We start from the raw sequence: 14,524 nt of genomic DNA, 5'->3' as shown, positions 1-14,524 counted from the left end.
CACCATGATCTATCTTGACGCCGCCGCCACCACGCCTGTTCGCCGTGAGGCCCTTGAGGCCATGTGGCCCTACCTGAGCGGCGAGTTCGGCAACCCGTCAAGCCACCACACGTTGGGTGAAGCTGCGGCGGCAGCACTGGCCAAGGCGCGCTCCGGCGTCGCTTCAGTGCTCCATTGCCGTGCTGGCGAGGTGACATTTACGTGCGGCGGTACGGAGGCCGATAACCTTGCGGTCAAGGGCATCGCCCTGGCGCGGAAGTCAGCCGATCCCACGGTCAACCGGGTGGTGATCAGCGCCGTCGAACATCCGGCAGTGGAAGAGTCCGCCCGCTACCTGGAACGGGCGCATGGATTCGCCGTGGACGTGGTGCCGGTGGATGACAAGGGGTTGGTGACCATCGACGCCCTGCGGAGCGTCCTGGGCCCCCAAACGGCCCTGGTGAGCATCATGTACGCCAACAACGAGGTTGGTACAGTGCAGCCGGTCGCCGCTCTGGCGGCCGCCGCACACGAGTTCGGGGTCCCCTTCCATACTGACGCCGTGCAGGCAGCCGGCTGGCTTTCCCTGGATGTCAAGGCGTTGGGCGTGGACGCACTGAGCCTCTCCGGACACAAAGTCGGCGCACCCAAGGGCTCCGGGGTCTTGTTCGTCAAAGGACGGATACAGGTCGAGCCCCTCATGCATGGCGGAGGGCAAGAGCGAGGCAGGCGTTCAGGTACGGAAAACGTGGCAGGGGCAGTGGCGCTGTCCACAGCGCTGGCCCTCTCCGAAGTGACCCGCAAGGAGGAAGCCGCCCGGGTTACGGCATTGCGGGAGGAATTCATTGACCGGGTGCTGGCCGCAGTGCCGGATGCCATGCTGACCGGCCACCGGATTCAACGGCTCCCGTCCTTGGCGTCATTCTGTTTTCCCGGCACCAGCGGCGAATCTGTTTTGTTGGAACTTGAGCGCCTGGGGGTCATCTGTTCCAGCGGCTCCGCCTGCGCCGCCGGGTCGGATGCTCCCTCGCCGGTGTTGCTTGCGCTTGGTATCCCCCCCGAAACAGCCCAGACGGCAGTGCGCTTCAGCTTCACCTCCGCGGTGACCAGCGCCGAGCTCGAGCAGGCCGCCACCGCTGTGGAAACCGCCGTCGGACGCGTCCGGAACCTGGCGGTGCCACAACAGCACTAGCGGCGCCACAAGAAAACCAGCGGCGCCGAAGGAAAACTAAACGTGCCGCGCCCGCCGGAAAATCCAGTGCCGGAGCAAGCTGAACCGCACCGCGGTGGCCGCGAATCCGGAAAGCGTCGTGGTCCACAGTTCATCGCTGACAGTGGCATCCGGCCGGACGAGGTGAAGCACGCCGAGACTGCCACCGGTAATGACCAACGCGATGCCGATAACGATCATCCCGCTCAGGTTGTCCTTGGCGCGCTTCTTCCGGCCGCTGATCTTGAAAGTGACCCTTCGGTTCAGCGCCGTGTTCATCAGTGATGTGAGGATCAATGCCACTGCGTTCGCAAGCTGAGGGTCGATCCAGGGACGGAGCACGGCGTAGATACCCAAGGAGCTGGCAGTGCAGACGATTCCGACGCCCGTGAAGCGCAGCAGTTGCCTGACAACGGGGTACCGCAGCAGGCCGCGACGCCGTTTTGGCTTGGTCTTGGTGGGGGTCGCCGTCCGCAATTCAGTGGCGTCGGCGGCAGTCTCCATAGGGTTAAGCCTGACACATTAAGTCGCCGGTTCTTCCCAGAGTGCGCCCGAGGAGGGGTCCGGTAGCTCCCCGATGCCCTTCCACCCGGGGACAGTGCTGCAGGCGGGCCTCGCACGGCCGAGCGGTATCCGGGCTTAGAATCCGAATCATGCGTCTTGCGATTATTGGCCTGGTTCTCCTGATAGTGGGTGGGGTAACTGTCGCGACAGGCGTGCTTCCCGTACCGGAAGTTTTTGTGTTGGTTGACCGGGTGGCACCCATCCTCGGGTTCGTGGTCGCGATGACAGTTGTCACCGAACTCGTCAGCGAGGCGGGCGCCTTCCAATGGATTGCCCGCCGGTTGCGGCAGTGGGGACGCGGTAGCAGCGTCCTTTTGTGGCTGCTCCTGGCGTTGTTCGCTACGCTGAGCACCGTTTTCCTGTCCCTTGATACGACGGCGGTGCTGCTCACCCCTGTGGTGGTAACGGTAACCCGGCAGGCAGGCTTGCCCGTCCTGCCGTTTGCGTTAACCACGGTGTGGTTGGCGAACACCGCGAGCTTGCTCCTGCCGATCTCCAACCTGACCAACCTTTTGGCACAGCACAGCTTGAACGGCATCAGTCCGGCTGGCTTTGCACAGCTGATGTGGGCTCCATCCATCATCGCGGTCCTCGTGCCGTTGGCTTTCATCGCTGTAGTCTTCCGACGCGAACTGTTCAAGAGCTACGCCACCGGGTCCCACCGTCCGGCGTCGGGAGCTAAGTCCGGCAGTTCGTCGGTAAGTGGGTCCGGAAGTTCGTCGGTAACTGCCTCTGGAGCTGCGTCGCGAAATGCGGACGGCGCCCGGGTGCCCGATAAGGTGCTCCTTTCGGGAAGCGCCGTGGTCTTGCTCCTGGTGCTTCCGGCTTTGGTGTCCGGTATCGCCATCTGGATCCCGTCGGCAGCCGCCGCCGTCGTCTTGGCCTTGTTGTTCGCGATCCGGCGACCCAAGGTGCTCAAGGTGTCACTGATACCTTGGTCCCTGTTGCTGTTCACCTGCGGCCTGTTCCTGGTGGTCGAGGCCACCCGATACGTTGGCGCTTCCGTGCTGATCGGGCAGGTAGCGGGCCAGGGTGAAGGGTTCTGGGAGCTGTTGCGGCTGGCGATGACGGGGGCCCTGGGTTCAAATGTCCTGAACAACCTGCCGGCGTACCTTCTGGCCGAGCCACTCGCCGGAACTCAGGCCAGAATGGCCGCGCTGCTGATCGGGGTCAACGCGGGGCCGCTGATCGCGCCCTGGGCCTCGCTGGCTACGCTGCTATGGCACGACCGGCTGACCCGGATGAACGTCCTGATCAAATGGCCAGGCTATGCCTTATCCGGCTTGATTGTGGCGCCGGTGACCATCCTGGCCTCGGTTGCGGGTCTTGCCATCGTGGGCCCTGGGGGCTTGTTCCGTTAGGCAGGCGTGTATAACTCGCCAACCGGAATATCCGCCGGGATGCGGTTGGCCGGTCCCGCCAAGGGGCAAGCCCACGCCTCGTTGTAGGCGCACGAGGGGTTGTAAGCGAAATTGAAGTCGAGGATGAATTCCTGCTCCGCGCCGGTTCCCCGGGTCCCGTGGAACGCGCCTTTGACAGTGTCCAACAAGTATCTGCCTGCCCCGTAGCTACCGCCGTCCTTGCCGGCCGTTGCGTCACGGAAGGGCACGAAAATTCCACCCCCGTAGCTTCGCAGCCGCCAGGCTGCCAGCGAGCCCAAGCCGGGAAGGTCGAACGTGCCGATACGCGTGAACGGAACCACCCCGTCCGTACCAGTTTGGACGTTCATCTCCTGCCCGAAACCCTCAGGAGACAACACGGCGTTCAGCCGGAACGAGGGATCGTATTGCGCCATTGTCAGTCCAGAGAACGTTGCCTTCAGTTCCGATGTGAGCGCGGACGCGGGGTGGGTGGCAAACATGAGATCCCGCTCCTGGCGCCAAAAGACGTGTGCGTCGAACGGGTTGGACGCTGCAAGCTGGCGCACCTTGTCGTACATGGCAAATGTCCGCAAGCGCCAATCCACTATGTCCAGGGCGGACATCGTGGGGAGAGTGTCCTCGGATTCAACGTGCGGAAGGGGAGCCATACTCCCAGCCTAGACCCGGACCGCCACAGCACACGGCCGGACCTGGTTGGGCAACGAAATCCGGCACCCTGCAGGGGGTGCTACTGTCTCTGAAGGCCCCGCCCGCCAACACCCCCGTTACGAACACCCCGGAGATCAATGGAACGCAATGTTGCTGCAGAGCTCGCCTTCAAAACGGCAGCTGACACGAAGGTGGCGTTGGCGATTGCCGTGGCCAACAACTCCGGATACACCTCGGTATCGGAAAAGCTGTCCGTTACCGTCGATGGCCGGGAAGTACCGTTCCGCGAACTCGACGACCACCACGGCGGCAGGTTCCAGTACATGGAATTTGCCCAACCGAGCGAGGTCCTCGTCGCCTACAACGCCACAGTGCAGGGGCTGGGCGACCAAGACACAGCATCGGCCATGGAACTCATCCGGTACGTCAGGCCCAGCAGGTATGCCGAGTCCGACCGGCTGTTGCCAACCTCCTACGCCGAGTTCGGCTCCCTGCGGGGCGTGGAGCTGCTTCAAGCTGTCCGCGATTGGGTCAACCAGGAGCTCCGTTACGTCAGCGGATCTTCCCGGGGGACGGATGGGGCGGTGGAAACGTTGCTTCATCGCAGGGGAGTGTGCCGCGATTTCGCGCACCTTGCCATCGCCCTGTTGCGCTCCAAGGATGTGCCGGCGAGGCTTGCCGCCGTCTACGCGCCGGGTCTGACCCCCATGGACTTCCACGCCGTTGCCGAGGCTTACATCGACGGCGCTTGGCACGTCATCGATCCCACGGGACTCGCCCCCCGTGGATCCATGCTCCGGATTACCGCGGGCAGGGACTCCTCGGACACGGCCTTCCTTTCAACGGTGGGTGGCAGCTTGGTGCTCACAACGCTCAAGGTCAGCGCTTCCGTGAACGGCGAGCTCCCGAGGGAGGACCCCCGGGAGCTCATGAGCCTTCGCTAGTGCCCTGCCACGGCAGTGCGCAGCTTCTCGGTCAGGCGCAGCAACTCGCGCTGTTCCGCCGCGGTGAGGGCGGGCTCGATCAACGCGGCGATGTCACGTACGTGGTCGCGCCCGATGGCTTTTTGAAGTTCCCGTCCGGACTCGGTGAGGGAGAGCAAGATTCCGCGACCGTCGTCGGGAGCCGACGTCCGTTCCACGAGGCCTCGCTTTTCCAAGCGGTCCACCAAGCGGCTCAGGCTTGATTGGCTCAGCAGCACCTTGTCGTTGATTTCGTTGAGGCGCAGCTGCCCGGAGGGGCAGCGGGACAACGTGAACAAGACGTCATACTCCCTGACGGGGAGTGTCTTGAACGCCGGTCCCGACTGGAGTTTCCGCATCACCGCCACCTGGGAGCGGAACAACGACTCCCAGGTCTCGGCGGCGAGGCGAACAGCGGACGACGCCGGGCTTCCGGACATCAGGCGTCCTGCTCCGCGGCGGCCGCTGATTCGTTGACCTTGGCCTCCAACGCGGCAGCCACACGTGAAGCGTGCGTCGGGGCGTCCGGAACGTGTGCGGGCTTCAGCGCTGCATACTCCTTGCGAAGAGTAGGCAGTACTTCCTCCCCGAAGAGGTCCAACTGCTCCAAGACCGTCTTCAAAGGAAGCCCGGCGTGGTCGATCAGGAACAACTGCCGCTGGTAGTCGCCAAAGAACTGACGGAAGGTCAGCGTCTTTTCGATTACTTCCTGCGGGCTGCCCACGGTCAATGGCGTCTGGGAGGTGAAGTCCTCCAAGGAGGGTCCGTGTCCGTACACAGGTGCGTTGTCGAAGTAGGGACGGAATTCCTTCACGGCATCCTGGGAGTTCTTCCGCATGAAGAACTGGCCGCCGAGGCCCACAATCGCTTGGTCCGCCTTGCCATGGCCGTAGTGCTCGTAGCGCTCGCGGTAGAGTCCGATCAATTGCTGGTAGTGCTCTTTGGGCCAGAAGATGTTGTTGGCGAAGAAGCCATCGCCGTAATAGGCCGCGACTTCGGCGATCTGGGGCGTGCGGATGGAGCCGTGCCACACGAACGGGGCAACGTCATTCAGGGGGCGGGGGGTGGAGGTGAAGTTTTGCAGCGGTGTGCGGAACTTGCCCGACCAGTTGACGGTGTCCTCATCCCACAGTTTGCGGAGCAGGCTGTAGTTTTCGATCGCGAGTTCCACGCCGTCTTGGATGTTCTTGCCGAACCAGGGGTACACAGGGGCGGTGTTTCCCCGCCCAAGTACCAAGTCCACCCTGCCGTCGGAGAGGTGCTGCAGCATCGCGAAGTCCTCGGCGATCTTCACCGGATCATTGGTGGTGATCAAGGTGGTGGCCGTTGAGAGGGTGATCCGCTCCGTCTGCGCCGCGATGTAGGCCAACGTCGTGGTGGGGGAGGAGGAGAAGAAAGGCCGGTTGTGGTGCTCGCCGATGGCGTACACGTCCATACCAATTTCTTCGACCTTCTTGGCGATGGCAACGGACGCCTTGATGCGCTCGTTTTCCGTCGGGGTGCGGCCCGTGGTGGGGTCAGTGGTGATGTCACTGACGCTGAATACGCCGATCTGCATGGTGTGCCTTTCTCCTTGCCCGTGGTTCCGGGCCCTAGTGCCACTGTACCTCAAACTAGATGCATTTGCATGTATCGAAGCCTGTAACAGGTCAGAGCCGGGAAATGTTCCCGGCTCTGAAGTGGAGGAGTTCGCTAGTCCCCGCGGGTGGGAGCGGCGCGGCGGCCGGTTACCCGTGGGATGGTACCGGTGGTCCAGTCCTGGAGCCCACCGGCTCCGGCTCCTGCACCGGAAGCCGGGCTTGCGGTCGGTTTGCGCTGAAGGTCCTTCAACAGCTGCTTCTTTTCCCGGCGGCCCTCCACCAGCTTGTAGAGGACAGGAACCAGAACCAGCGTCAGGGCGGTGGACGATACCAGCCCACCGATCACGACGATGGCCAAAGGCTGGGAAATGAAGCCCCCACCACCGGTAAGGCCAAGCGCCATGGGAGTCAAGGCGAAAACCGTTGCCAGGGCGGTCATGAGAATGGGCCGCAGACGCTGGCGTGCGCCGTGTGTGATGGCGTCGGCGACGCCCATGCCGGGCTTGCCGTCGTGAGGTTTTCGGTATTGGTTGATCAGGTCGATCAGTACGATTGCGTTGGTCACCACGATGCCCACGAGCATCAGCATGCCGATCAGCGATGGCAGGCCCAGGGGAACGCCCGTCAGCAGCAACAGCACGATTGCGCCGGTCGCCGCAAACGGCACTGAGACGAGCAGGATCAGGGGCTGGACCAGGGACTTGAAAGCGGCCACCATGATCACGTAGACGATCGCGATTGCGGCCAGCAGGGCCAACCCCAACTGTCGGAAGGAATCCGCCTGCTGGGTAGTTGCTCCGCCAACGGATGCCGTGACGCCGGCCGGAAGGTGGACCGTTGCCAATCGTTGTTGGACGGCGGAGCTGACGCTGCCCAGGTTGGAGCCCGACGGCGTCACCGTGACTTTCGCCGTCCTCTGGCCGTTGCTGCTGGTGATGGAGACCGGCGCGTCCACCTGTTCGACGGCGGCGATGCTGTCCAGGGCGAGGCCCCCACGTACTGTGGGAATCTGGAGGGCGCGCACCGCAGCGATGCTCGTGAAACGGGTGCCCTGCCCGATTTGTACGGGGTAATCGTTGGTTTCTATGCGCACAGTGCCCGCCGGAATGGGGCTGACGGTCGAAGCAAGGAAGGCACCTACCTGCTCTTCTGTCAGCCCGGCAGCAACAGCCTTGGCACGATCAACACGGACTTGGACCACCGGTTGTGTGGCGGCAAGGTTGGTGGCAACCTCGGAGCTGCCGGGAACGCCGTCCATGGACTTGACGATTGCATCGCTGGCTGTCTGGAGATCAGCCGAATTAGCGGCCTTGATGGTGATGTCCACGGTGGAGGAGGTACCGAATCCACCCTGCTGCGAGCCCACAGTGACTTTTCCTGCGGCGCCTTTGAGCTTGGCCCGGACATCGTCCTGGAGCTTCTGCTGATTCGCTTTCTCGTCCGTGACAATGGTGAAAGTCGAGTTCGAAGCACCGGAAGAGGTCAAGGCAGCGAAGCCCGTTTGAGCATTGCCCGAGGTGACCTGGACGTCCTTGATTCCACTTAGCCCGCGGAGGGCAGCTTCGATTTTTGTCGCCTCATCACTCGTGGCCTGAAGGCTGGTTCCGGCGGGAAGGACCTGTTTCACCGTCATGCTGTTCTCGCCTGAACTCCCCAGGAGATCAGTGGCCAGCAACGGTGAGAGGGCGAGCGTGGCAACGAGGATAACCGCAGCCCCCGACAACGTCAAAACAGGATGCTTCTGGGTCTTCTGGAGGATGGGAAGGTAGCCGCGCTGCAGTCTGCTGCGCTGTTCAGCCTCGCGGGCCGTCTCCGCAACGCTGCGTGACCGGTCCATCCGGGAGCCGGCGCCCTCCATGGCGCCCTCGATGTTCCCCTCCGTGGTTCCTGCCGCCGCGGGGGAGGCCAGGAACCAGAATGCGAGGACCGGGACAATCGTCAACGAGACCAACAACGATGAGAGCAAGGCGATGGTCACTGTCAGCGCGAAGGGCCTGAAAAGCTCACCTGCCAGATCACCGACGAACGCGATGGGAAGAAAAACAGCGACCGTTGTGAGGGTCGATGCTGTGATAGCCCCGGCTACCTCCCGTATGGAGGTCAGGATCGCGGTGAGCTTGGGCTCTCCATAGCTGAGATGCCGTTTGATGTTCTCGATGACCACAATGGAGTCATCAACCACCCGCCCAATGGCGATGGTGAGGGCGCCGAGGGTGAGGATGTTCAGTGTGTATCCCGTGGCGAAGATGCCGATGAACGTGATCAGCAAAGACAACGGGATCGAAATGGCCGTGACCAGGGTTGAACGCACGGACATCAGGAACACCAGGATCACCGCAACGGCGAATCCCAAGCCCAGAAGACCTTCGGTGGTGAGATCTTTGATGGACTTTTCGATGAAGGGAGCCTGGTCGAAGACGGCGGTGAAGGACGCATTGTTGCCCAGTTCGGCCTGCATGGGGACGATGGCGTCCCGTACCGCGTGGGAGATGGCCACCGTGTCGCCTTCGGGCTTCTTGGTGATCGAGAGGGCCAATGTTGGCTTGCCATTGGTCCGGGTGATCGAGGTCGCTGCATCGTCTTGGATGCTCACATCGGCCACGGCGCCAATGGTGGCCGGATTCTTGGTTCCCCCCAGTGGCAGGCCCTTGATGACGTCAAGGGAATCTATGGGGCTTCCCAACTGAAGGGAGAGCGTTTTACCCTGGTCTTCGATGGTGCCCACGGGAACCAGCGTGCCGTTGTTCTTCAGGGCTTCGCTGATCGCTCCCACGGAGGCTCCGGTAGACGCGAGATCGGCCGGGCGGGGCTGGATGAGGATGTGCTGGGCGGCGCCCCCAGTGACGTCGGCGCCGCGAACGCCGTCGATCTTCTGGAGCCGGGGCACGCTGAGCCTCTGGAGATCCGCGTTGAGCTCGCTGAGCGGCCTGTCAGAAGATACAGCCAGGAAAACAATGGGGAAATCGCTGATGTTCCCGGCGATGGCTTGGGGATCCACGTTGGCCGGGAGTAGCCGCTTGGCGTTCGAAATAGCCCGATCGATCTGGTTGCGCGCGCGGTCGAGGTTGGAACCGTACGTGAACACCAGGGTGATCTGCGAAACTCCGCTTCGCGAAGTGGACGAGGTCGACTCCAGTCCTTCGACGCTGTTCAAGGCCTTCTCAAGGGGTTGGCTGAGTTGCTTGTCCACTACCTCAGGCGACGCGCCCTGCATCGAGGTCACCACTGTGATCTGCGGGAACTCGATGGACGGGATGAGTTCCTGTTTCAGGGAACCCATGGTGATCACGCCGAACACCGCCGCAAAGACGGTGATCAGCGCGATCAATGCCCGGTTTCCCAGGGACAGCGTGGCCAGGCGGAACATTGCATTGACTCCTGCGGTCTACCAAACGATTCGTCTGACGGGAACCGGCCGCAGCCCCGGGAAAGGCCTAGCTTTGGACTGCGTTGGCTACTTCCAGCTGCAGGGAACGGGCTGTGCTTGCCTCGAGCTCGGCAGCAAGTTCAGGGTTTTCGTTGAGCTTGACGCCATACCCGGGCATCATGTCCTTCAGCTTGGACTGCCAGGCCTTGAAGTTCTTCGGGAAGGACTTCTGCAGCAGCTCAATCATGATCGGCACAGCCGTGGAGGCTCCGGGGGAGGCACCGAGAAGCGCGCCGATGGAGCCATCGCGGGAGGCAATGACTTCCGTGCCGAACTGAAGGACTCCACCCTTTTGCGGGTGCTTCTTGATGATCTGGACCCGCTGACCCGCAGTGATCAGTTCCCAGTTTCCGCCCGATGCTTCGGGGTAATACTCCCGAAGGGATTCCACCTTTGCCTCGTGCCGCTTGGCAACTTCCTTGATGAGGTAGGCCGTCAAGTCCATGTTGTCCTTGGCTACTGCCAACATAGGGATGATATTGCCCGGGCGTATGGACAGCGGAAGGTCCAGGAAGCTGGAGGTCTTCAGGAAGTTGGTGGAGAATCCAGCGTACGGGCCGAAGAGCAGCGACCGTTTGCCGTCCACGTAGCGGGTGTCCAGGTGCGGGACCGACATCGGAGGGGCGCCCACGGATGCCTGGCCGTAAACCTTGGCGCTGTGCTGGGAGGTGATGGCCTCATCGGTGCAGCGGAAGAACTGCCCGGACACCGGGAAGCCGCCGTAGCCCTTGCTTTCCGGAATTCCCGAGGCCTGCAACAGGTGCAGCGCGCCGCCCCCTGCGCCGACAAAGACGAACTTCGCGTGGATGCGGCCATGCTCGCCGGACGCAGGGTGCTTGAGGGACAGGTCCCAGCCGCCGCCGGCTGCGCGGTTGATGTTGGTGACGTCATGCCCGTAGTTGACCTCGGCACCACTGTCCTTCAGGTAGCCGGTCAGCTCACGCGTCAAGGCGCCGAAATCGACGTCGGTTCCTTCTGCTGCGCGGGTGGCGGCAACACGCTGCTTGGGGTCGCGGCCCTTGACGATCAGGGGAGCCCACTTTGCGATCTGGGCTTGGTCTTCGCTGTATTCCATGCTGCGGAAGAGCGTGTTGGGCTTCAAAGCTTCGTAGCGCGTCTTCAGGAAGTTCACGTGGTCATCGCCGATGACGAAGCTCATGTGCGGAACAGTGTTGATGAAGCCCTTGGGAGAGCCAACGACCTTGCTATCCACCAGATGGGACCAGAACTGGCGGGAAAGCTGGAACTGCTCGTTGATGTGCAGTGCCTTCGACGGGTCTACGGAGCCGTCCTTGGAAGCCGGGGAGTAGTTGAGCTCGCACAGTGCGGCGTGGCCCGTTCCCGCGTTGTTCCACGGGCCGGAGCTTTCAAGCCCTACCTCGTCGAGCCTTTCAAAAAGGGAGATCGTCCAGGTGGGTTCAAGTTGCTTGATGAACGCACCAAGGGTGGCACTCATGATTCCGCCGCCAATAAGGACGACGTCGGCATGTTGAGTCTTGGAAATGAAGGTCACAATCAATCTCCGTAAGCGGCGGCACTGGCTGTCACAGAATATCCCCGGGTGGACCCAATACTGAAATTGCGGCCGATCGTCAAGGCTTTAGGCGGACGTTCGTGAAAACTTCGTTCAAGACCGGTGATGCCGGGTAGCTTTCCACCTTGTTGGATAGGGCCAATGCAGAGATGGGGAAGGCGATGGGAACGGCCGGGACGGAGGCGGCAATCTCGGCATTGATGGCTTGGTACTGGGCGTTGCGTTGGTCACCGTTAGGCACCGCGCGGGCTCGTTCGATGTTGTGGAAAACCTCCGTGTCCGAGTATCCGAACTCGCCGCGGGCCTCTCCGAAGAGAGGTCCCAGGAAGTTGTCGGCGTCAGCATAGGAGCCGTTCCATCCGAGCAAATGCAAAGCGTGATCGCCGGGCGACTGCACCTTCTGAAGGTATCCGTCGTCCCAGTTGACCGGTACTGGCTTGATGTTGAACCCCACGGCAACGAGTTCCCTGCTGATCTCCGCATAGATTTTTTCCGGCGTGGGCAAGTAGGCGCGCGTGGCGTCGAGCGGATAGTAGAACTTCAATTCCTCGCCCTTGTAGCCGGCCTTCTGCAGGAGTGCCTTCGCTTTGTCAGGGTTGTAGCCCAGTGACGGAGCGTTGTTGTTGAAGCCGCTCAGCTTGGGCGGAACGAACTGTGATGCCTGAGTGGTGTTGTCGATGAAGAAGCGTCGGATCAGCGTCTCTTTATCGATCGCCATTTCTATGGCTTGGCGGACCTCCGGTTTGTCCAGCGGAGGCACGGCTTGGTTTATCCCCAGGTACATCACCGAGAACGGGTCGCGTTGGACGATCTGGACGCCCTTTTTGACCAACTGGTCGAAGGTACCGGATGTCACAAGGTCATAGGCGTCGATTTTGCCGTCAAGGAGGGCTTGTTGACGTGTCTCCGCGCGGTCGTACGGGATGAAATTGATGGTGGCGATCTGTCCCTTGTTGCCCCAGTAGCCCTTGTAACTTGTCAGGGTGACTTTGCTCGCATCCCAGCCCGAGACCACATAGGGTCCGGTGCCTACGGGGTGCAGTGCGTAGGCGGACATTGGCTGGCCGTTCCGGATGGTGTCCAGGACGTTCGCTTTTTGCGCCGTGAGGGCTGTGGGGGAGGAGATCGCGAAAGCGGGAAGGGTCAGGGCCTGGAGGAACCCGGTAAAGGGCCTCGTCAGGTTGATCTGGACATCGGCGGGGGAGACGACCTTGCAATCTTTGAAGATCGAGAAAACCGGCGTGTCCGAATAAGCCTTGAAGACGCTCTGGAACGAAATCCCGGTGGCTTGTTTTCGAAGGTCGGCCGGGAACGTGAACCAGCGATTGAAGTTGGCGCAAACAGCTGCCGCGTCGAAGGGCGTGCCGTCTTGGAACGTTACCTTGGAACGTAGCGTGAAATCGTAGGTCAGGCCGTTGTTGCTGTCCTTCCACTGCGTGGCCAGCAGGGGAGTCGTCTGCCCGGTGGAACCATCCACACCCACCAGACCTTCAAGGACCTGGCGCGTGATGCGGTACGACTCGGAGTCACTTGTCAGTGCCGGGTCTAGTCCGAGGGGCATGGAGGGCGTACCGAAATTGAAAGTCGCCGTCGGCACCGTGGATGTCGTTCCTGACGACGACGACGGCGCTGGGCCAGGCGCGCCGGTACACGCCGCCAAAGCTAAAGCAGCAACAAACGCGCCGATCTGTACTGTCAGCCGCCGTCGTGTGTTGCCTGCCACTTATGTCCCCTTCAAACCCGTCCGTATCGCTGTGGTCCGCCTCGGCCAGACCGGGTCCAAGTCTAGTTGAACGTCCCCGCCAAGCTTCCCAGCGAGCTGCCAGAAACGTCCGTCGACATGCAGGAAGAGCCACCGTGGGTTTCATGACCCAAGGTGGCTCTTATGGTTCTGACCCTGTGTTGACTCAACTGCAACAGGTGAGTCACCGCAGTGCGCAAGGGGGGACTTGAACCCCCACGCCCGAAGGCACAGGAACCTAAATCCTGCGTGTCTGCCAATTTCACCACTCGCGCTGGCTGGCCTTTCCGAAGGTCGTCGACGACGGTCCCGGAAATGTACCGGGCCCTAGTCTACATCCAGGTTGAGGTCGCGCCGGAGTTTGGCAACGTGACCCGTGGCACGGACGTTGTATTGAGCGAGAGCGACCTTGCCGTCCGCATCCAGCACCACTGTGGACCGGATGAGTCCCATGTAGGTTCGTCCGTAGTTCTTCTTCTCGCCCCACGCTCCGTATGCCTCGGCCACGGCGTGGTCCTGATCGGAGAGCAGGGGAAATGTCAGCTCTTCCTTGTCGACGAACTTGGCTAAGGCCTCCACCGAGTCCGGGGAGATGCCCACGACCTCGTAGCCGGCTCCTTGCAGCGATGCCAGGGAATCGCGGAAGTCGCAGGCTTCCTTGGTGCAGCCCGGAGTCGATGCAGCGGGATAGAAGTAGACGATCGTATTGCGGCCGCGGAATCCGGAAAGACTCACGTCGCTGCCCTTGTGATTGCGGAGGGTGAAGTCAGGTGCAACGTCACCTGGAATAAGTCGTTCAGCCAAAATTTGCTCCTTGCAAGCGTAGCGAATCCACAGTTTAGTTTGCGCGAAGCCACGAGTTCGCGCTTGGCGCGCATATACTATCGGCATGCCAGATATGGAAAGATGGCCAACGACCCGATTGCTTTCGACGGCGGCGCGCCTTGTGGAAATCTCGTGGAACGAGAAATTAAAGTCTATCGGCCTGACCCACGCAGGCGTCATTGCCATGCAGGTACTGGCCGCCAAGGGTGCAATAACGCAAGCCGCCCTTGCTGAAGTTGCGCGGGTCAAGGCTCAAACGATGGGAACCACGTTGGCCAGGCTGGAGTTGCACGGGCACATCAGCCGCCATCGCAGCGACTCGGACCGCCGGAGCCACGTGGTAACACTCACGGATGCCGGGATAGCCGCCCTGGAAGAAGCTGTGAAGCTTGAGCAGGACGTTCTGGCCCCTGTTGCGGTAGACACCTCACGGTTGCGTGACGAACTTCGCATGGTGGTGCGGGGATTGGCCGGGCTGCCGGCCGTTGAGCAAGAGTCCGGGGCAGTCGGTACCGACGCCCCGCAAGGCTGAGCGGCTTCAACGCGCTGAGCGCTCCAGTGGGCTGAAAAGCCCCAACGTGAAAGGCCCCGAATCGTGGACACGATCCGGGGCCTTCTTTGGTGCACCCCCCGGGACTCGAACCCGGAACCCATTGATTAAGAGTCAATTGC

General features: G+C 61.9%; 12 protein-coding genes and 1 tRNA gene. 4 read left to right on the top strand and 9 right to left on the bottom strand.

The features are described 5' to 3' along the window. The first annotated feature begins 4 nt into the window (after positions 1–4). Positions 5–1,171, top strand: coding sequence for a cysteine desulfurase family protein (locus QRN42_RS13305; RefSeq protein ID WP_284979641.1), 1,167 nt, complete (start codon positions 5–7; stop codon positions 1,169–1,171). A gap of 36 nt (positions 1,172–1,207) precedes the next feature. Here the strand turns inward: QRN42_RS13305 and QRN42_RS13300 are convergent, their stop codons facing one another. After that, positions 1,208–1,693, bottom strand: coding sequence for a GtrA family protein (locus QRN42_RS13300; protein WP_284979640.1), 486 nt, complete (start codon positions 1,691–1,693; stop codon positions 1,208–1,210). Positions 1,694–1,842: 149 nt separating this feature from the next. Between QRN42_RS13300 and QRN42_RS13295 the strand changes: the two genes are divergently transcribed. Next, on the top strand, positions 1,843–3,114 hold the full coding sequence (locus tag QRN42_RS13295; RefSeq protein ID WP_284979639.1) for an SLC13 family permease: 1,272 nt from the start codon (positions 1,843–1,845) through the stop codon (positions 3,112–3,114). Here the strand turns inward: QRN42_RS13295 and QRN42_RS13290 are convergent. After that, a complete protein-coding gene (locus QRN42_RS13290) occupies positions 3,111–3,782 on the bottom strand; it encodes a DUF1684 domain-containing protein (protein WP_284979638.1) in 672 nt (223 codons plus the stop codon). The genes QRN42_RS13295 and QRN42_RS13290 overlap by 4 nt on opposite strands. A gap of 138 nt (positions 3,783–3,920) precedes the next feature. Here QRN42_RS13290 and QRN42_RS13285 point away from each other — a divergent pair, with 138 nt between their 5' ends. Then, on the top strand, positions 3,921–4,727 hold the full coding sequence (locus QRN42_RS13285) for a transglutaminase-like domain-containing protein (protein ID WP_284979637.1): 807 nt from the start codon (positions 3,921–3,923) through the stop codon (positions 4,725–4,727). Here QRN42_RS13285 and QRN42_RS13280 read toward each other — a convergent pair. From QRN42_RS13280 to bcp, 7 genes are all read right to left on the bottom strand, one after another. Then, entirely contained in the window at positions 4,724–5,185 is a 462-nt protein-coding gene (locus QRN42_RS13280; protein ID WP_284979636.1) for a MarR family winged helix-turn-helix transcriptional regulator, read from the bottom strand. The genes QRN42_RS13285 and QRN42_RS13280 overlap by 4 nt on opposite strands. After that, a complete protein-coding gene (locus tag QRN42_RS13275; RefSeq protein ID WP_284979635.1) occupies positions 5,185–6,303 on the bottom strand; it encodes an LLM class flavin-dependent oxidoreductase in 1,119 nt (372 codons plus the stop codon). Before QRN42_RS13275 ends, QRN42_RS13280 begins: the two co-directional genes overlap by 1 nt. Positions 6,304–6,437: 134 nt before the next feature. Then, positions 6,438–9,692, bottom strand: coding sequence for an efflux RND transporter permease subunit (locus QRN42_RS13270; RefSeq protein ID WP_284979634.1), 3,255 nt, complete (start codon positions 9,690–9,692; stop codon positions 6,438–6,440). A gap of 67 nt (positions 9,693–9,759) precedes the next feature. After that, positions 9,760–11,265: a malate:quinone oxidoreductase gene (locus QRN42_RS13265; RefSeq protein ID WP_284979633.1), complete on the bottom strand. Its 1,506-nt coding sequence runs from the start codon at positions 11,263–11,265 to the stop codon at positions 9,760–9,762. A gap of 79 nt (positions 11,266–11,344) precedes the next feature. Further along, positions 11,345–13,009 (bottom strand): ABC transporter substrate-binding protein, encoded by a 1,665-nt coding sequence (locus QRN42_RS13260; RefSeq protein WP_284979632.1) that lies wholly within the window; start codon positions 13,007–13,009, stop codon positions 11,345–11,347. Positions 13,010–13,220: 211 nt separating this feature from the next. Then, positions 13,221–13,302, bottom strand: a tRNA-Leu gene (locus QRN42_RS13255). Positions 13,303–13,354: 52 nt separating this feature from the next. Further along, positions 13,355–13,831: a thioredoxin-dependent thiol peroxidase gene (gene bcp, locus QRN42_RS13250; RefSeq protein ID WP_284979631.1), complete on the bottom strand. Its 477-nt coding sequence runs from the start codon at positions 13,829–13,831 to the stop codon at positions 13,355–13,357. Positions 13,832–13,916: 85 nt separating this feature from the next. Here bcp and QRN42_RS13245 point away from each other — a divergent pair, with 85 nt between their 5' ends. Beyond that, complete coding sequence (locus QRN42_RS13245; protein ID WP_284975406.1) at positions 13,917–14,384, top strand: MarR family winged helix-turn-helix transcriptional regulator; 468 nt, start codon at positions 13,917–13,919, stop codon at positions 14,382–14,384. The last annotated feature ends 140 nt before the right edge of the window (positions 14,385–14,524 follow it).

The organism is Arthrobacter sp. fls2-241-R2A-200, from assembly GCF_030209745.1.
Classification (GTDB): Bacteria; Actinomycetota; Actinomycetes; order Actinomycetales; family Micrococcaceae; genus Arthrobacter.
The sequence above is the reverse complement of the archived record's forward strand: the minus strand, read 5'-3'. Positions and strand labels throughout refer to the sequence as shown.

Coding starts and splice junctions, on each gene's coding strand:
- QRN42_RS13305 (WP_284979641.1), top strand. CDS start 5: ATGATCTATCTTGACGCCGCCGCCACCACGCCTGTTCGCCGTGAGGCC.
- QRN42_RS13290 (WP_284979638.1), bottom strand. CDS start 3,782: ATGGCTCCCCTTCCGCACGTTGAATCCGAGGACACTCTCCCCACGATG.
- QRN42_RS13295 (WP_284979639.1), top strand. CDS start 1,843: ATGCGTCTTGCGATTATTGGCCTGGTTCTCCTGATAGTGGGTGGGGTA.
- QRN42_RS13300 (WP_284979640.1), bottom strand. CDS start 1,693: ATGGAGACTGCCGCCGACGCCACTGAATTGCGGACGGCGACCCCCACC.
- QRN42_RS13275 (WP_284979635.1), bottom strand. CDS start 6,303: ATGCAGATCGGCGTATTCAGCGTCAGTGACATCACCACTGACCCCACC.
- QRN42_RS13270 (WP_284979634.1), bottom strand. CDS start 9,692: ATGTTCCGCCTGGCCACGCTGTCCCTGGGAAACCGGGCATTGATCGCG.
- QRN42_RS13285 (WP_284979637.1), top strand. CDS start 3,921: ATGGAACGCAATGTTGCTGCAGAGCTCGCCTTCAAAACGGCAGCTGAC.
- QRN42_RS13280 (WP_284979636.1), bottom strand. CDS start 5,185: ATGTCCGGAAGCCCGGCGTCGTCCGCTGTTCGCCTCGCCGCCGAGACC.
- QRN42_RS13245 (WP_284975406.1), top strand. CDS start 13,917: ATGCCAGATATGGAAAGATGGCCAACGACCCGATTGCTTTCGACGGCG.